We start from the raw sequence: 17,133 nt of genomic DNA, 5'->3' as shown, positions 1-17,133 counted from the left end.
AGGCATATTGTAATTATTGCGGAATTAGCGACATGACAACTGTTTCGAAAGGCTCAAGAGTGATTAATGCCGTTTTATCCACACTCGTTGGTTTTTGCGCATAAGATTCACTGTGATAATCAATGTTGATTTTAAAATGTGAACTTGCCTTTGCCGGCAACTCTAAATCATTTTGTAAATCCAGATAATAAATTTGCTGTTTATCTGACGGATTGCGTAAAGTAATAATGGATTTATCTTGCGTCCATCCCGCCCAACCATATACCCCTAATTTTGTGGGATCTTTACCAATCCAATGGGTATCGAATAACACGTTTTGGTTATCTCTTGCCCAATTAGCAGCCGATGCTAACGTATCCCAATTGTTTGTTGTCATCAGTTCAGGAGTAATGTACATTTCTTGTAATTGCGTTCCTGTTGCAAAGTAACTCCAAACTTGATCAGCAAAGTCATTTTCGGTTTCTTGTTGCAAATGTTTTGCTTGTTTAGCGTATACAATACCATGCAGCATAAGTGAATTTAATGGAAATAAGGGACCTTTTAAAACAATAGAACGATACGTTTCCGCATCACGATAAGTTAACCACTGTTGAACTTTACTACCGGGTCCATAATAATTGACATCATCGCCACCTCGCCAGATAGAGTCGGCATAAAATAACCAAGACGGCGTCGCTTGTGTACCGGTTGTTAGATTAATATATAAATGATCATTCGCTTTACGCATATCTTGGATTAAATGAATCGCAGCATCAAAATCACTGGTAAATTGGCTGCCGGCGATCACTTTATCTGCATTACCTGTTCCATCGAGTTTGAACATGGTAATGTTCTGATTTTGGATTAATTCTAAAATTCGTTTATGAAAATTAGCATAGTATTTAGGGCCTGATAAGGCAAGTTTGCCATCCATGGTTTCATAACCCAGTTTTAATGCATTGGCAACACGAGTATCACGTGGTTTATTGTACCCTCCCCAAGGTGACAACCAAATACCCAGCGCGGCGTGATATTTTTCAGATGCGTTTTTTAATTTTTTAAATTCACTCGGAAAATTATCACCAAATCCCCAGTTACCCGTTAAATTATCCCAACCGTCATCAAATAGATAACCATCTAGGGTAACATGACGTTTTTCAACTAATTCTTGACCATATTGTTCGATTCGTAACAGTGCTTCCTTTTCAGTATAAGGATTAAAAAATCCGATATCTAGCCAAGAATTATAATGTAAGTACGGGCTATATGGTCGCTGGCGAACTTGATTAATAAATTCATTTACATGGCGTCTTAATTGCCCTTTTTCATAAGTACCAATATAGGTTTTGTAACTCAAGGTATGATTGACTTGTAACGGGATCGCTTGCGGAATTTTTTGCAACACACCACCTTCATAGGCAACGGTATTGGTTAATGGATTTTCGGGAATGATAAAAAAGGTATCACTAATAATCGGCGAACTGACAACGGAGCCGTAAACAAATGGCGCTTGAGAATGAAACGGCATTAAAGAAACGTCTGACATTGAAAGTGCCTGTTTTTTAGGGGTGATTTGCAGTTCATAACTGGCAAAATGTTTATCATCATTGAGAATCAATAGGGTTTGAATCGCAATATCATGACCACTGAAATTTAAATAAATTTGATTGTCTTTTTGTTGTAAATTATCTAAGTGGAAATCTTTATCGGTCAATTTTTTCCCCGAATTTAGCGTGATCTCAAATAGCGTATTAACAGTGATTGAATCATTAGTTACGGGATTAGTAATATTAAACGATGTGACGTTTTGTTGATTGCCACTATCAGATAGCGTGATTTGGGTATGCTGCCCTGTTAATTGATATTCTTTAGCCCACACCGCATCAACAGACAAACCCAATGCGCTGAGTAACCCAATTGTGATCCAATTTTTGACATACGTTTTCATTACGACCTCCTGATTGATAAAAATTCGACAAAAGAATTGACCGAAACATGAATATCAGTATAGGTATTTGAGTGATGCTAAATTGTGATCTTGATTGCAGATTACAGGTGGTTTGAAATTCTTAAAAAAAGCTTTTATTTGTCTCAAAATGAAAAGCTAATTTGGCTTCATGTTGAAATACAATGCTATTTTTTCCCTAAAATAGAGATAAGATTGTTTGTACCGAGTTCAACAATGAAAGATCGTTGATAATTAGACAGCGAATTTGCTTTTATTATCTGATGTGACAAAGATCGCATTTTTGATAAATGCTTGCCAATTTGAATGCGTAGTTCAACAAAAATTCAGTTGTTGTCAATGCTATAATGATTTTAAGTGATAAATTTAAGCAAAATAGTGATATGGATGATAAATCCAAGGTATTTTCCATTTAGATGCTGTCAATAAATTAGCTATTTGAACTAAATAATTAATCAAATAATTTGAATTGAATCGAAATACAATGATAACTGTTTGTATCTATTGGCATGAATATTACATTCTTTAAATTTGTTGATTTCTGATATGCTATTTGTTCGTTATTACCTAATGAATAATGACACTATGCAACAAATCAAAGATAATTTAGAAAAAAATCAGATAGCTATTTATTTTTCTGTGGTGATGATAGCTATTGGTCTGGTATTTTGTTTAGACAACACCTCAATATTCGACATGTTTATCAATCCGGTATTAGCATTCATGTTGTTTGTCACTTTCTTACAAGTTCCTGTGACTGAGATTAAACAGTTTTGGTCTTATAAGCGATTTATATTGGCATTACTTATAACAAATTTTGTTATTATACCTGTTGGGGTTGGATTATTAGCGCTATTTCTACCTTCCGAACCTTTCATTAGACTGGGCGTATTACTTGTGTTACTTGCCCCTTGCATTGATTATGTTGTCACTTTTTCTCATCTTGGACGCGCAGATGCCCGTTTATTATTGATGGCAACACCTTTATTATTGTTGTTACAAATGTGTTTACTGCCTGTTTACTTAACTTTTATGATTGGCGAACAGGTCAACCAGCTCATTCACCTCCAACCCTTTATCCATGCTTTTATTTGGTTAATGGTCATTCCTTTCTGTTTAGCTACCTTAATGCAAGTCTGGGCTGTACGAAATCACACAGGCAAAAAAATGATACATGGGTTAAATATGTTACCCGTTCCAGCCACGGCATTAACGCTTTTTATCGTTATTTTGGCAGTTCTACCTCAGCTGAAAGGTAATTTATCAGTCGTAGTATCCGTTATTCCATTTTATATAATTTTTGCTATTGTCGCCCCTTTAGTTGGATGGTTTGTAGGTTGTTGTTTTCATGTTTCCGTCGCAGGAAGTCGAGCGATAGCTTTTAGTGCTGGTACTCGAAATGCGCTAGTCATTTTACCTTTAGCGTTAGCCATACCTAATGCAATACCCATTTTACCGGCAATCATCGTAACACAAACACTTATCGAATTAATCAGCGAGCTAGTTTATATTTATGTTATTGCTAAACTAAAATGAATGCTAAAAGACAATGGGCTATATGCCCATTTCCATTTTTTATTGCTCAATCAATTTTAATTTAGCGATCACTGGAATATGGTCGCTTACAAGTGGCCATTTGATACCATTCCACTCATTGCCATCATTGGGAATAATGAATTGCTCAACTTGCCATATTTGATTTCGACTTGTAAAAATATGATCTAAATCTAATCCAGGATTTCCTGCTGGCCAAGTGCGAGTATCGACATTTTCTTGTTTCACCAAAGTCCAGTATTTTTCAAGCTCTTTAATGACTCTATCATTTTTAACAGAATTAAAATCGCCTAACAATAACATAATTCCAGATACTAAATTAGGAAATTCATCATCTAAGTCCAGATCGTCAAAAACAATACTATTAATAAAACGTGCTTGTGACATTCTTACCTCATCTTCTTCATGCCAATCAAAATGAGTATTAAACACATAAATTGGCGAATCAAAGCCCGGCACATTAATTTGACTTAACATCAGGGATCTTTGTTCAAAATCACCAGAGGGTAACAAAAAAGTTTTACTTTTTACTATTGGATATTTAGACAATATGGCATTACCGTAATTACCGCCTTTCATGTCCGTTGCTTTGCCAAACAGATAGTACATGCCCGTTTTTTCTGCTATCACTTTTGCTTGATCTAAGCCATCACTACGTGTGGTATTTTGATCGACTTCTTCAAGAGTTATAATATCCGCATCCATTGCTTTAATCGCGTTAGCAACTAAATCTAAATTAACCTTATGCTTTCTAAGCCCGCCTGCAATGTTGAAATTTGCAATGGTAATTTCTGGATGATCTTTACCGGTATACACTTTATTCGGCGAATGTTGATATTGTGATATCACTAAATCTTCTGTTGCCAATGCATATGAAAATAACGAAAACAAACCCACTATAGTCAGTACTAAACAATTTTTCTTCATATCTTTATCCTACAACTTTTTTGATTTCATCAATTCGAGTTAGATTATTCGATGCTCTTTTTGATATTAATTTAATTTAAATGGACATGTTGCGATCACAATCACAACTTGATGATTATCATTGGAAAATACTGTCATATAAAAATGACTGATAAAAGCCATGCAATGATACATGGCTTTCACTATTATGGTTGTGATGATTTATTTTTAATGATCATTTGTACAGGATAATGATCAGAGTAATTATCCGTAAAATCGTCTTTTAAGACTTTAACCTCAATAACGTCGTTTTTTAATGGGGGGGACACATAAATATAATCATAACGCAGCGGTGTTGAAGCTTGATCGTAAAATACTTTGGTTGGCGCTGTCGCAATAAATTCTTTATTTTTAATTTTCAACGCATCAATAAACCCTGCATCCAATAAATTTTGTTGAACGGTATAACTTAATTGTCCATTAACAAGATTTTCTAATATCGGTCTTTTTTTCTGTTTTTCTTTGATATCGTTTAACAAATTACTTTTATCGTAGGTTTCTTTATCCGCAGGTGAAAAAGAGTTTAAATCACCAGCAATAATCCATTTACCATTTGGATCACGGCTATATTTGATAGAATCGATAATTAAATTCATTTCATCAATTCTTTTTTCTGTCCAAAATGGATTCATATGGGTAATAACAAAATGATAATTGCCAATATCGGCATACAGCGCACCATGCCATAGATTATCCACGACTTTATCAACATTGACTATAGGATATTTTGACGTAATGGCGACAGGGAAAAAAGCGGCATCATCAGGTTTTTCTTTCAATAATACCGCATATTTATGTCCATAACTTGCGGCAAATTTTTCAAGCTTTTCACGAGTAAAAAAATTCATTTCTTGCCAGGCAATAATATCGGCATCTTGTGCTTTTGCCCATTCGATAAATTTCTGTTTTCCGTCTGTTTCGTCTAATTTCATACCATTATAGACATTGTAACTAATGATTTTAAGGTCTTTCACATCGTCAATTGAAGCAAAAACAGTTGAAGTACTTAGGATAAAACTACTGATAATGGCTGCTAATTTTAATTTCCTTTTAATCATAATGATATACCTTTCTTTGATTAAGATTAGTTTTTAGTATGAGGTTGATTGAGCTCTAAAAAAATATCTTTTTCTGATTTTTGTGATGTATATCAATATATTTTTATCTAGGTTAGTGTTTTTTATGATTGATAGAAATAATTCCGAAGCATTATTTTCCAATGTGATTTCAAGCTTTTTATAAGCTTTACTAAAATCACTGCCGGTTAAGGTTAAAAGTTGCTGCCAGTTATTTCGTTTTTCTACAAATGGTTAACTAAAATTAATGAATAGATTAATTAAAAAAACAAAGATTTTTTTACATTATATTCATTTGAAGATTTTCACAAAAATAGTAACATTTTAGGGCATTAATTAAGAAATTTAATTTTTGTTATGAAGATATAGATGTTTTATTCTTCATATAATTTAAAGAATTAGCCTCAACAGTCAAACCAATATCTTTTTTCCATATAAAGATATTGGTTATTTTATTTCTTTCTTATTTTGGCCAAATAAATCTACCTTTGGCATCCGGATCTTGTTCAATAAATGTTTTGAGTTTTTCAGATTGATAGAGTTGTTTAACGTCATTTGCCCATGCCGTATTGAGATTTTCTTTTTTAACAACGACCATTAACTCTAAATTGGGCGATAATTCTTCTTGAATTAAAATATTATCTGCTGGTACTTTACTTAACCATGCTACCCCTCCAGGCATAATTGCATAATCAACTTCGCCAAGTACTCGCGGAATAATTTCGGATAAAAGCGTTTTAAATTTCAATTTATAACTGTTTTCTATTATATCATTTAATGTAATTATGCCTGATTGTGCGTCAGGTTTAAGCTTGATCCAACCAATTCTTTGCAACAATAATAATGATCGGGAAGTGTTAGAAGGATCATTTGGGATCGCAATAATTTGATTGGATGCAATATCATTGATTGAATGATGTTTTTGTGAGAATAAAGCTGCTGATATGGAAGGGATATGAACTAAAGAGACAAGATCGTTATGGGTCTCTTTGTTATAAACATCAAGATAATCTTGATGTTGGGCTGCATTCATATCAATACTTCCTTCAACCAATGCGGTATTGGCATCCCGCAAAGAACTAAAATTAACCAGTTTGACTCTGTAGCCTTTTTTTTCTAATTCGGGTTTGACCACACGCTCCATTAAAATATTGTGCATACTAGGAGGTAATCCCACAATGATTTCCTGTTTTTTAACATCATTTTTTGAAACGTTATTACCCTTTTGTTCACATCCTAATAAGGATAAACCAAGAAGCATTAATAAAAACCAGTATTTTGTCATTATCTCTCCTATTTTGTTCAAATTAAATGTAAACACATTTTTTGAATGCTTTTTATTTACTATTTTACTTTGGTAAGTATAGGCGGATGTTGTGAACGATGATAATACAGAAAAATTATATCATTATTCGATTAAGTCATATGAAATTTTTGTTTAAATGCCGATCTGTTTGTGATTAAATACATTCCCATAAAGGAAATTTAACAATAAGAAAGAATAAAATGAAAACAAAAGTTATTTTAATTGTTGGTTTAGTTTTACCCTTGTTAGCTTGTGATAATAAAAACATAAACTCAACAATAATTACAAACAATTATATCAATAATGGTCATTATAATATTATTCCTAATTCAAAAGTAATAAAGAAGCAAAAATTTGAAGGAAGCTATTCGGCAGTAATTGAATCTAATCCAGATGGGTTAATTACATTTTATACATTAAACGATATTAAAAAACATTTGGATTATAAAAATTCAAAGTACGTTATAGAATCACCTGATAAACTTACTTATAAAATCAATTTTGATGATAATAAAAATATCCTCTCAATGGAAGATTCTTCCGGAATAAAAATCGTTAAATCTGATTATGACGATAAAGGGCGAGTGATTAAAATTGAAAATGAGATCACGCCTAGTAATAATTTTCATTTTATAAATCAGATTACTTATGACGACAATTTGGTCAAAGAAAGAAAATATGAAATGTTTGTCCGTAACAAGGATGATAATTGGTCACCACTTCATATCATAAAAATACAATTTTTTTATAACTCGAAAAAACAATTAGAAAAAACAATTGAATATTTTTATTCAGCAGTAGATGGTCAATATGAAGTTGATAAAAAAAATCAATTGATCCCCCTTAATCAATTTGAATGCTTTTTTGATGAACACAACCAATATGGTGATTGGACTAAACAATATTGTTTAAAATCCGAAGAATCAACAAAGTTTGTGTCTCGAACTTTAGAATATTATTAATTGATTAGGGAAAATATGATGAAGAGGATGCTCATTCTATGTTGTTTTCTAAGTGTATTATCCGCTTGTAATAAAACAGAGCAATCTAACAAAATAGAACTGACTAATAATTATCTTTTATTTAGTAGTGCTGATTATATACCGCATTCAAATATTATCAAACAACAAAAAATTATTGGCAGTGAACATCAACGTTATCAATCTGATTCTAATGGTATGCTTACTTCCGTTGAGCTCATACCCGTAAAAATTGACAATAATTATGAATTAAACAAAAGTCATTTTTTAATTGATAATAAATATAATTTAGATCTAACCATGGAATTTGATGAAAAGAAACGTTTAGTAAAAATGGAAGATGTTGATAAAAAAATATCTTGGATTGCAACATACGATGATCAAAATAGAATCATTAAAATAGAACGTTTTACTACTCCGATTACAATCAATCAGATATTTTATGATAACGACAAGATTACAAAAATTATTACGCAAACAACATTAGAAATGGATGACTCTTTTTCTTATAACCTGACTGAAGAAAAATATTTTTCTTATAATGAAAATAAGCAATTAAGCAAAACCACAATTAAAATTCATGATCAGTTGGATTCAAAATCGGTTCTAACCAAAAAATGTTCATTCTATGACCATAATGAAAATGGTGATTGGACAAAATCTTATTGCTTAAAATTAGGAGAAAATTATACTTATTTTAATTTGCGTGAGATAACCTATTAGTTTCATCTTAGTATAAGTATAGTTTTTATTGAGATTAGTTATATCCCTAAAGCATTAAATATTGCCTTAGGGCTGATTTTTACAATTTACCAAAAAGGGCACTAGTAAACTTATTTACAATGCCCCTACGATAGGATGAGGTTTATAAAGTTCTTCAAGATAATCGATATCTTCTTTTGTCAACGAGACCTTGAGTGATCCAACTGCATCATCTAAATACCGAGTTTTAGTCGCTCCGATAATTGGTGAAGCCACCCCCCGAGCAAATTGCCAAGCTAATGCTATTTGCGTCATCGTTACCTTATATTTCTCAGCAAGTTGATGAACTCGTTGTACTATACTAATATCTGATTTTTCCATACCATCATATTTAGCAATAGCCGTTTGGTCTGTTTTACTACGTAAAGTATCGGTATGCCATTCTAACCGAGAAAGCCGTCCGGCAGCTAATGGACTATATGGCGTTAAAGAAACATTAAATTGTTTACAGACAGGAATTAATTCACGTTCATCTTCACGATATAATAAATTATAGTGATTTTGCATCGATACAAATTTTGTCCACCCATTTAGTTCTGCTGCAAGTTGCATATTATAAAATTGATAACCATACATTGCCGATGCACCTAAAGCTCTCACCTTCCCTGCTTTTACGAGTTTATCTAAAGCTTGCATGGTTTCTTCGATCGGGGTGTTATAGTCAAAACGATGAATAATGTATAAATCAACGTAATCTGTTCCAAGCCTTTTGAGTGAGCCTTCAATTTCTCTTTCAATAGCACCTTTGGATAGATGTCCCTCATTAAAATAAACTTTAGTTGCTAAAATAACTTTATCGCGAGCAATATTTTTTTTAAGAGCTTGTCCTACATATTCTTCACTTGTTCCCGCAGAGTAAATATTAGCTGTATCAATAAAATTAATACCTAAATCGAGTGCGTGCTTGATGATTGTTTCACTTTCAGCAGAATTGAGTGTCCAGGCATGCATTTTACTAGCAGGATCACCAAAGCTCATGCATCCTAAACAAAAACGTGAGACTTCAATATCGGTATTGCCTAATGTTGTATATTTCATAAAATCCCCCTATCTCACAAAATTATTTTTAATCAATGCTGTTTATCATTAAGTTTTATTTACTTAATTAAAAAATATTCTTTAAATACTGTTATTAACATCATAATATGTTTTTATTTCATCATGTATTTAAAGTTTATATTCTGAAATTATCATTAATAAATAGAGCGTTATCCGCTGGATTAATAAACTATTTATTGTCAGTCAATTCAGTACGGTATCGTTGCAGTAACAAATTACTGAATTTATTATCTGGATCTAATCGATCCTTGAGTTTGAAATATTGCTCCGCTTGTGGATAGGCGCGCTGAAACTGTTCAACCGTTGCATGCAACTGATACGGTAAATAATAGCTTCCTTCATTTGCTAAAGCTAGATCTATTAACTTCCGTGTCCAAATTCCTACTTCATTTTTACTTTTTTCATCCGTTGCCTGCTGATAGTAAATAACAAAGGCAAAAACTTCTTTTTTAGCCCAAGCTAATAGTGAACCACTATCTTGATTTGCATGACGTATAGATATATTGATCACATTAACTTTGTGTTTTTTTAGAATAGATACCAAATCTGGATAGAACTCATCAAATCGTTCAATGGGGATAAAATATTCTTGTAGAACAAAACTTTTATTTTTACTTGCTATCGGATGGAGATTCGAGACATCATAGCTAGCTTCATAGTTACGCCACATAACAGGCTTATTAATATAATCAAAAAAATCATAGGTTTTGCGCAAGTGTTTACCTAGATCAGAAGAAGTGACTAACTTAATTTGTGCTTCTTGTTTACGAGAGTATTGAGAATTAGGCCTTAATCTTTCCTGAATAGTTAAAGGTTCTTGCGTTTGTTTGAAGGTAACAGAACGCACTTTCTTATAATCAGGAGGATAAATTATTGCATTGTGAAATATGGCATCTTTATCAGAACGAATGTTTTCAACAAAGTACTGGTAATAATTTTTGATTGGCATAACATCACTTACTCGTTTTACTTTAACATTATCTGCAAGTCGTAACGTTACTTCGGTAATAACTCCCAAACCACCATATCCCCCAATAGCACCATAAAAAATCTCTTGGTTTTCTGTCGGACTTGCCACAACTATTGAACCATCTGCCAGAACTATCTTAATCTTTTCTACAGATAAAATGATAGGGCCTTCCCCAATATACCGTCCATGAACATTAACACTTAATGAACCACCAATACTAAAATTCGCATAACTTTGCATAATTTTGACTGATAAATTATAAGGATCAATTAATTCCTGTACTTGTCGCCAGTTTGCCCCCGTTTCAATAGTTAACAGCTTTTCTGTAGGATCAAAAGAAATCACATGATTCAATTTTTGTGTATCTATTTGAATACCATTTTTAATTGCTGTCTGTCCACCCATACTATATTTTCCACCAGCAATACTGACTGGTCCATCTGTATTTTTGATGAGTTCAGCTACTTGTTGAGTAGATTCAGGTTGGACGATTGATGTAACTTCTACTGGCGTCATTCCGGTTATATCATTAACAACAACCGCATGGGTAGTTAATGATAATGATAGGAAGAAAAACCCAGAAAATAGATTTAAGCATTTCATCTTTTTTATTTTTAAATAATTATTATTCAATTTAGGTTAGTTAATAGTAATGTCTTTGACATAATAATTCTATATTTTTTCATAAGTTTTTTTATATCTATTGTTACAAAGAAAAATGACTAAACTTTTAGATGAATTGGCAAATGAACCTTAAACTTTTAGACTCTAATTTAAAATGACATTGAAAAGAGATTGGACAATCTACTTTTAATAAAGGTTGAGAATTAAAACTTGAGTAAAAAAATGACTTTTAGATAAAACATGTTGTGGAGTTGGTGCCAGTGGTCGGACTCGAACCGACACGCTTTTAAGGGCGGCGGATTTTGAATCCGCTGCGTCTACCAATTTCGCCACACTGGCATGAGAAGTGTAAATAAGTAAACGTTGGCAATTATACTAAGCTTTGCAATAACTGCAACTGATATTATGATAATGTGCTTTGAATGCCTAAAAAATCAACTACCATTGTCTTTTCCATGCGGGTAATTTTTTTAAAATCACATAGGCTGTTTGTTTCGCAATCGGATAATCAACATTGTGATTTTTAGCATAGCGTAAAGTCACTTCCTGCCATTTTTCATCAAAACTTTTCATTGAACCATCTTCATGTGCACAATATTTACAATAATTTTTTGATAAATCATGTAATGGATAATCAGCGATACAAGTCATTGGCATACCACAGGCAATACACATTTTCATATTAGGGTTCTCGATTAATCTAAATCAACTTATTGAAATGTTACTCTTAACGTTATGACAAAAATCCTACTCCGAGTTTATTTAGATTACAAGATGCTAATAAAAATAGATAATTGCATCATATCAAAAAGTGAGTTCTATTTGTGAATCTGCTTGTTTAGCTGAGTTGATTTTTTGTTGTTGCAACAGAAAATAATAACGTCGTAAAGCGCGTTGTCGACATAAACGTAACACTTCTTGCTTTTGAGAATTTGTATATTGTAACCAATTGAATCTCTCATTTCTTGAACGATAACATGTTTTACAATATCCTTGTTTGTCTGTTTCACAAACACGTTTGCAAGGACTTTGAATATCAAAAAACTCAATCTGATCCAATATTTAATTCTTCCATTTTACGAACATCTTAAATTAATGTTCTATTAATCCCAAACTTTTGCTAAGAACCTTAAAACAATCATCACAATCATGAGTTGCAGCATGAAGCAATGTTTGAGTTGGTGCATGAATTAACTTATTGGTTAATTGATGAGAAAATTGATAAAAAACGTCATCAACATTAGCTCCTTGCCTAATAGCATTAAGCGCTTTTGTTTCTAACTCTTTTTTTATATTTTCTGCATTACTACGATATCGCTTGATATAATCCACTGCTTGTCGAGCTTTTAACCAATCAATAAAATGTTCTGCTTGTTCATGTATAATATATTGTGCTTCTTTGGCAGCAATTGAACGTTGTTCTAAATTGTTTTCAACTGTTTTATGTAAATCGTCAATGGTATAAAGATTAACATTGCCGAGATTTTTAATTTCCTGTTCGATATCACGTGGCACGGCCAGATCAATAAATAGCATCGGACGATTATTCCTAGCGTGTAAACTCTGCTCAACCATATCTTTTCCTATAACGGGTAAAGGACTTGCTGTTGAGCTAATTACAATATCAACATCTTTCAGCCGATTAGCTATATCTGGTAATGATATGATTTCTGCATCAATCATTGTTGCTAGTTTTAACGCTTTTTCTCGGGTACGATTAGCAACGATAACGTGTTTAAAACGATGCTGTTTTAAATAACGAGCAATCAGTTCAATTGTTTCACCTGCTCCAACAAGCATAATATTTAATTGTTGAGTGTCCGCAAACAAATTTCGCGCAGCAAGACACGCTGCATAAGCGATTGAAACTGTGTTAACACCAATATTGGTTTCACTACGCACTAACTTAGCAACATGGAAAATAGTTTGAAACAGCTTTTCTAAATTCAAAGATAAACAATGATTTTTTTGCGCGATACTGTATGCTTGCTTGACCTGTCCTAATATTTGGGCTTCACCCAATATCATTGAGTCTATTCCACATGCAACAGACATCAAATGTTCGACAGCTTGTCGCCCTTGGTACCAATATAATATGTGGTGATAATCTTCTATATTAAAATCATGAAAGTGACCAAGCCAATTAATCACAATTTGTTTTAATTTGAGAAAATCTATTTCATTTTCATAACTCAGATAGATTTCAGTTCGATTACAAGTAGACAAAATAACACAACCTTCAACCAAGGGATGTTGAAAAAGGCTATATAGCGCTTTTTCGATAACTTCATTAGGAAAGGCTAATTTTTCTCTTATGGCTATTGGCGCTGTTTTATGATTAACACCTAATATTGTGATTGACATTGCTTGATTTCTTTAACAAAACTTATAATGCTTAATCGGTTATTAAGCGTTTGAATACACCTATTATACATAAAAAAATAGTTTACGTTAATTCGTGGTTAGTTTTTCTATTATGTCAATTATCAGTTATAATAACCTCAACCTTACGCATATAAACAACTAAGAGTCATAATATGTTTAAATTAAAATACACTCTGATTATATTGCCTTTATTATTATCTGCTTGTCATATCAATAAAAATATAGATAATGCAACCGCTGAAGAACAATGGCAAATTCATCAGCAAGATCTTAAACAAGTCGTTGCTTTTCAAGTGAATGGTAGTATTGCTCATTTTAGTGATAAATCAAGAAATTACGCTCGATTTTTAATCTTACAACAATCTGAAGAAATGTATGAAATTAAAATTACTACCCCTTTAGGTGGGAACATTGTAAGTTTGAAGGTCAATTCAGACTATGCTGAACTGATAGATAGAGACGGTAGACATTATACTGACCGTGATGTTGAAAGTTTAATGAGAAAAATTTCAAACATCAATATTCCTCTTAATTCTTTACACAATTGGTTAAAAGGCTTTTCTGATGATACATCTAATATCAAATTAGATAATTCGGGAAGATTAGCTTCTACAGAATTTATGCAAAACGCAAATAAATGGAATTTAACAATTCCAAATTATATGACTCGAAAGTTTAAAAGCAGACAAATTGATCTTCCGGCCACCATCGAACTAAAACATGGTGATGAGAAAATTCGCTTAAAAATTGATAATTGGATTTTACGGTAATAAGGATTTTTCATGTATCAATGGCTTTCACCCGCTAAATTAAATTTATTTTTATATATTACTGGGCGTCGTCCTGATAATTATCATAATTTACAAACACTATTTCAATTTATCGATATAAGTGACAGATTATCTTTCAATCTTCGTGAAGATGATAAGATTAATCTAGTCACTCAATTTAGTGATATCCCTTCAGATAAAAATTTAATTACTCTCGCTGCCCAACGACTAAAATCTTATACTGGTCGACATGAGTTAGGGATTGATATTGCGATTGATAAAATAATTCCTATGGGTGGTGGGCTGGGTGGCGCATCATCGAATGCCGCAACGACGTTAGTTGCACTTAATCAATTATGGAATCTTAATTTATCACGCCAAACATTGATTGAGATTGGTCGTAATATCGGTGCCGATGTACCAATTTTTATCTATGGTCACACAGCATTAGCACAAGGAATTGGCGATCAGTTGCAATCGGTTGAATTTCCGGAATATTGGTATTTGGTCACCTACCCTAATACTGCAATCTCAACAGTCAAGGTGTTTAACGATCCTGATCTTAAGCGAGATACACCTGTTCGAAGCGTTAATGAATTGCTATCCTTAGATCAATTTAGTAACGATTGTGAAGTGGTGGTGCGCAAGCGTTATCCAAAAGTAAACGCAATCATTACTCATCTTTCGCAATTTGCTCCAACACGATTAACTGGTACGGGCGCTTGTGTTTTTACGCAATGTCAATCAAAGGCAGAAGCCGAAAAGCTACAAGATACGTTGATAGACTTTGATGTAAAAAGTTTTGTGACTAAATCGTTAAACAATTCTCCGCTTTATAGCAATTAAATCAAGATTTTGATTCACGGTTATTAACCCTTAACGAAATGGTTAAGGGTGACTTAATATTATTGATCTGAATCATTTAATCCACAGAATCACTAGGAATCACATATAAGCGTCGATTATAATATTCAACACAATACAAACCTTGATAAGTTTTATACCCCTGCCGAGATAATCTCGATTTTAACCATGCTTCACTTTTACCCAAATCCTCTAAAACATCATTCCTTGGTTTTTCATTTTCTAAGACGATAGCTGAAATATCTTTATCTCCTTTTTTAACGACCGTTAATTGTCCATTAGGCTCCAAAATCGCTTTTTCAACAGAATTGATATTAAAGACATTTTTCATCCGCAATAGTACGGCAAAGCTTGATATATCCAGATTTACTGATGTGAAAGCATCCAACTTTATTTTGCCTTTATCCATTAATACGATCGGATTACCAACAATAAAGGCTTTGGCATTTTGGCTATTTTTTTTCAGATAATTCGAGGTGTACATTATTGCCGTCCACATGAGTAATACAATTAAAAAATCATAAACGGTTAATTTAGGGTTATAGATAATACCGCCTGCAATACCACCCAAAATCATGTTACCAATAAAATCGATACTCGACATTTGAGACAATGATGTTTTTCCGGTAATTTTTAAAAACAAAATAATGCAAATAAAGACAACCAATAATTTTAAGGCAATGACTAAAAAATCATAGTAATTCATTTTAGTATTACTCCAATAATCTATTGAACGATATGCATAAAATAGTAATCTTTAAAAGGACTGGAATCGTATTAAATATTTAAAGTTAGAAAAGAGAGTATTAATTATTTAACGTTAGAAATGAATCATTAAGTATAGTTAAGGCATTGTATCACAAACTTTTCAGATAAAACTGCGCTTTTTACCATTACATTATCAATTTAACAGTTTAATGTATTATTGCGATGATAACGCAACGCAGCGAATAAAGTTTTCACCATATAGGTTTAAATCGATGACAATATTCCGCTCATTGTTTTATAACAATTAAGGATGAAATGCACCATCACGAATATAACTTTAGTAATCAATAATATTAACGCATTGATTTAAAAAATCGTATTTTGACTAACATTTTAAATAATCACATTTTTTACCTATTTGATTAATGATTTAATATAAACGATTTGATAAATGTAAAGCTTGCCAGAAAAAAGCAAATTCATCTTTTCATTCAGATAATGTTTTATAAATCGAACAGGTATAACTTTACTAACTATTACCGTTTATGAGACAATCTATGTTGTATTATCCTATTTTTAACCAAGTAATAGCATTGTTTATAATTGTTTATAATTTTTTACGATTATCAATTGAAGTTATTTTCTAACTTAATATAGGAAAAATAAAAATGAGACAAAATCAAACTGATCTGGCTGCTCTATTTTTACGTATTGCTTTAGGTGTGATGTTTTTGGTTCATGGTTTCACTAAGTTACTCGTCTTTACACCCTCTGGTACAGCACAATATTTTGAATCGCTTGGATTCCCCGATTTTGTTGGTTATATCGCCATTGTCTTTGAAATTGGTGGTGGTGCATTACTGTTAGTTGGTATATTAACTCGTGTCATTGCTATTTTAGCCATTATTGAATTACTCATTATCACCGTTATCCATTTTAATAATGGATGGACATTTAGCAATACCGGTGGTGGTTGGGAATACCCTGCTTTTATGGTCATTACCGCTTTCAGTCTTGCACTATTGGGCAATGGTCGTTATAGCGTTTTAGGTCAAAAATATTCTGAACTTATTGAATAGTAGTTTGAATAAATCGCTTTTATTGATGCAATAATTGATTAGGAAGATATCATAAACATAAACGATATCTTCCTGAAATATACTC

The 17,133-nt window shown here is 32.3% G+C and carries 16 protein-coding genes and 1 tRNA gene; 6 read left to right on the top strand and 11 right to left on the bottom strand.

What is annotated here, in order from left to right:
• Window positions 1-13: 13 nt before the first annotated feature.
• Window positions 14-1,927, bottom strand: coding sequence for an enterotoxin (locus ACKJXD_RS02425; protein WP_430875417.1), 1,914 nt, complete (start codon window positions 1,925-1,927; stop codon window positions 14-16).
• 603 nt (window positions 1,928-2,530) lie between these two features.
• On the opposite strand from ACKJXD_RS02425, the gene ACKJXD_RS02420 reads away from it, so the two are divergent.
• A complete protein-coding gene (locus ACKJXD_RS02420; protein ID WP_430875416.1) occupies window positions 2,531-3,481 on the top strand; it encodes an arsenic resistance protein in 951 nt (316 codons plus the stop codon).
• Window positions 3,482-3,520: 39 nt separating this feature from the next.
• Here the strand turns inward: ACKJXD_RS02420 and ACKJXD_RS02415 are convergent, their stop codons facing one another.
• The 3 genes from ACKJXD_RS02415 to ACKJXD_RS02405 all read right to left on the bottom strand — a co-directional run bounded on the left by ACKJXD_RS02415 (window position 3,521) and on the right by ACKJXD_RS02405 (window position 6,826).
• On the bottom strand, window positions 3,521-4,426 hold the full coding sequence (locus tag ACKJXD_RS02415) for an endonuclease/exonuclease/phosphatase family protein (RefSeq protein ID WP_430875415.1): 906 nt from the start codon (window positions 4,424-4,426) through the stop codon (window positions 3,521-3,523).
• 185 nt (window positions 4,427-4,611) lie between these two features.
• Complete coding sequence (locus tag ACKJXD_RS02410; RefSeq protein WP_220215092.1) at window positions 4,612-5,523, bottom strand: endonuclease/exonuclease/phosphatase family protein; 912 nt, start codon at window positions 5,521-5,523, stop codon at window positions 4,612-4,614.
• 481 nt (window positions 5,524-6,004) lie between these two features.
• Window positions 6,005-6,826, bottom strand: coding sequence for a MetQ/NlpA family ABC transporter substrate-binding protein (locus tag ACKJXD_RS02405; RefSeq protein ID WP_430875414.1), 822 nt, complete (start codon window positions 6,824-6,826; stop codon window positions 6,005-6,007).
• A 221-nt stretch (window positions 6,827-7,047) separates the two neighbouring features.
• On the opposite strand from ACKJXD_RS02405, the gene ACKJXD_RS02400 reads away from it, so the two are divergent.
• Together ACKJXD_RS02400 and ACKJXD_RS02395 are read left to right on the top strand one after the other, a co-directional pair.
• Window positions 7,048-7,809 (top strand): hypothetical protein, encoded by a 762-nt coding sequence (locus ACKJXD_RS02400; protein WP_430875413.1) that lies wholly within the window; start codon window positions 7,048-7,050, stop codon window positions 7,807-7,809.
• A 15-nt stretch (window positions 7,810-7,824) separates the two neighbouring features.
• Window positions 7,825-8,550 carry a hypothetical protein gene (locus tag ACKJXD_RS02395; RefSeq protein WP_430875412.1) on the top strand — a complete coding sequence of 242 codons (726 nt, stop codon included), beginning with the start codon at window positions 7,825-7,827 and terminating at the stop codon, window positions 8,548-8,550.
• A gap of 114 nt (window positions 8,551-8,664) precedes the next feature.
• Here ACKJXD_RS02395 and ACKJXD_RS02390 read toward each other — a convergent pair whose 3' ends face one another.
• The 6 genes from ACKJXD_RS02390 to hemA form a co-directional block, all read right to left on the bottom strand.
• A complete protein-coding gene (locus ACKJXD_RS02390) occupies window positions 8,665-9,627 on the bottom strand; it encodes an aldo/keto reductase (RefSeq protein WP_220215096.1) in 963 nt (320 codons plus the stop codon).
• Between the two features lie 190 nt (window positions 9,628-9,817).
• A complete protein-coding gene (locus tag ACKJXD_RS02385; protein ID WP_430875411.1) occupies window positions 9,818-11,221 on the bottom strand; it encodes an FAD-binding protein in 1,404 nt (467 codons plus the stop codon).
• A 273-nt stretch (window positions 11,222-11,494) separates the two neighbouring features.
• Window positions 11,495-11,581, bottom strand: a tRNA-Leu gene (locus ACKJXD_RS02380).
• Window positions 11,582-11,680: 99 nt separating this feature from the next.
• Window positions 11,681-11,923 (bottom strand): zinc ribbon domain-containing protein, encoded by a 243-nt coding sequence (locus ACKJXD_RS02375; protein WP_430875410.1) that lies wholly within the window; start codon window positions 11,921-11,923, stop codon window positions 11,681-11,683.
• Window positions 11,924-12,046: 123 nt separating this feature from the next.
• The gene (locus ACKJXD_RS02370) at window positions 12,047-12,304 is read right to left on the bottom strand and encodes a DUF1289 domain-containing protein (protein ID WP_430875543.1); all 258 of its coding nucleotides are present in this window, start codon (window positions 12,302-12,304) and stop codon (window positions 12,047-12,049) included.
• Window positions 12,305-12,334: 30 nt separating this feature from the next.
• On the bottom strand, window positions 12,335-13,606 hold the full coding sequence (gene hemA, locus ACKJXD_RS02365) for a glutamyl-tRNA reductase (protein ID WP_430875409.1): 1,272 nt from the start codon (window positions 13,604-13,606) through the stop codon (window positions 12,335-12,337).
• A gap of 173 nt (window positions 13,607-13,779) precedes the next feature.
• Here hemA and lolB point away from each other — a divergent pair, with 173 nt between their 5' ends.
• Both lolB and ispE read left to right on the top strand, forming a co-directional pair.
• Complete coding sequence (gene lolB, locus ACKJXD_RS02360) at window positions 13,780-14,397, top strand: lipoprotein insertase outer membrane protein LolB (protein WP_430875408.1); 618 nt, start codon at window positions 13,780-13,782, stop codon at window positions 14,395-14,397.
• 12 nt (window positions 14,398-14,409) lie between these two features.
• A complete protein-coding gene (gene ispE / locus ACKJXD_RS02355; protein WP_430875407.1) occupies window positions 14,410-15,243 on the top strand; it encodes a 4-(cytidine 5'-diphospho)-2-C-methyl-D-erythritol kinase in 834 nt (277 codons plus the stop codon).
• A gap of 76 nt (window positions 15,244-15,319) precedes the next feature.
• On the opposite strand, the gene ACKJXD_RS02350 is transcribed toward ispE, so the two are convergent.
• Window positions 15,320-15,967: a DUF421 domain-containing protein gene (locus ACKJXD_RS02350; RefSeq protein ID WP_220215102.1), complete on the bottom strand. Its 648-nt coding sequence runs from the start codon at window positions 15,965-15,967 to the stop codon at window positions 15,320-15,322.
• Window positions 15,968-16,637: 670 nt separating this feature from the next.
• On the opposite strand from ACKJXD_RS02350, the gene ACKJXD_RS02345 reads away from it, so the two are divergent.
• Complete coding sequence (locus tag ACKJXD_RS02345) at window positions 16,638-17,048, top strand: DoxX family protein (RefSeq protein ID WP_220215103.1); 411 nt, start codon at window positions 16,638-16,640, stop codon at window positions 17,046-17,048.
• Window positions 17,049-17,133: the final 85 nt, after the last annotated feature.

Origin of the sequence: Gilliamella sp. G0441, from assembly GCF_050589305.1 — a bacterium.
Lineage (GTDB): Bacteria > Pseudomonadota > Gammaproteobacteria > Enterobacterales > Orbaceae > Gilliamella.
This window is presented reverse-complemented; position numbering and strand designations above follow the sequence as displayed.

Excerpts from the sequence above, each read along its gene's own strand:
- ACKJXD_RS02425 (WP_430875417.1), bottom strand. The coding sequence starts at position 1,927 with ATGAAAACGTATGTCAAAAATTGGATCACAATTGGGTTACTCAGCGCA.
- ACKJXD_RS02420 (WP_430875416.1), top strand. The coding sequence starts at position 2,531 with ATGCAACAAATCAAAGATAATTTAGAAAAAAATCAGATAGCTATTTAT.
- ACKJXD_RS02415 (WP_430875415.1), bottom strand. The coding sequence starts at position 4,426 with ATGAAGAAAAATTGTTTAGTACTGACTATAGTGGGTTTGTTTTCGTTA.
- ACKJXD_RS02410 (WP_220215092.1), bottom strand. The coding sequence starts at position 5,523 with ATGATTAAAAGGAAATTAAAATTAGCAGCCATTATCAGTAGTTTTATC.
- ACKJXD_RS02405 (WP_430875414.1), bottom strand. The coding sequence starts at position 6,826 with ATGACAAAATACTGGTTTTTATTAATGCTTCTTGGTTTATCCTTATTA.
- ACKJXD_RS02400 (WP_430875413.1), top strand. The coding sequence starts at position 7,048 with ATGAAAACAAAAGTTATTTTAATTGTTGGTTTAGTTTTACCCTTGTTA.
- ACKJXD_RS02395 (WP_430875412.1), top strand. The coding sequence starts at position 7,825 with ATGATGAAGAGGATGCTCATTCTATGTTGTTTTCTAAGTGTATTATCC.
- ACKJXD_RS02390 (WP_220215096.1), bottom strand. The coding sequence starts at position 9,627 with ATGAAATATACAACATTAGGCAATACCGATATTGAAGTCTCACGTTTT.
- ACKJXD_RS02385 (WP_430875411.1), bottom strand. The coding sequence starts at position 11,221 with ATGAAATGCTTAAATCTATTTTCTGGGTTTTTCTTCCTATCATTATCA.
- ACKJXD_RS02375 (WP_430875410.1), bottom strand. The coding sequence starts at position 11,923 with ATGAAAATGTGTATTGCCTGTGGTATGCCAATGACTTGTATCGCTGAT.
- hemA (WP_430875409.1), bottom strand. The coding sequence starts at position 13,606 with ATGTCAATCACAATATTAGGTGTTAATCATAAAACAGCGCCAATAGCC.
- lolB (WP_430875408.1), top strand. The coding sequence starts at position 13,780 with ATGTTTAAATTAAAATACACTCTGATTATATTGCCTTTATTATTATCT.
- ispE (WP_430875407.1), top strand. The coding sequence starts at position 14,410 with ATGTATCAATGGCTTTCACCCGCTAAATTAAATTTATTTTTATATATT.
- ACKJXD_RS02350 (WP_220215102.1), bottom strand. The coding sequence starts at position 15,967 with ATGAATTACTATGATTTTTTAGTCATTGCCTTAAAATTATTGGTTGTC.
- ACKJXD_RS02345 (WP_220215103.1), top strand. The coding sequence starts at position 16,638 with ATGAGACAAAATCAAACTGATCTGGCTGCTCTATTTTTACGTATTGCT.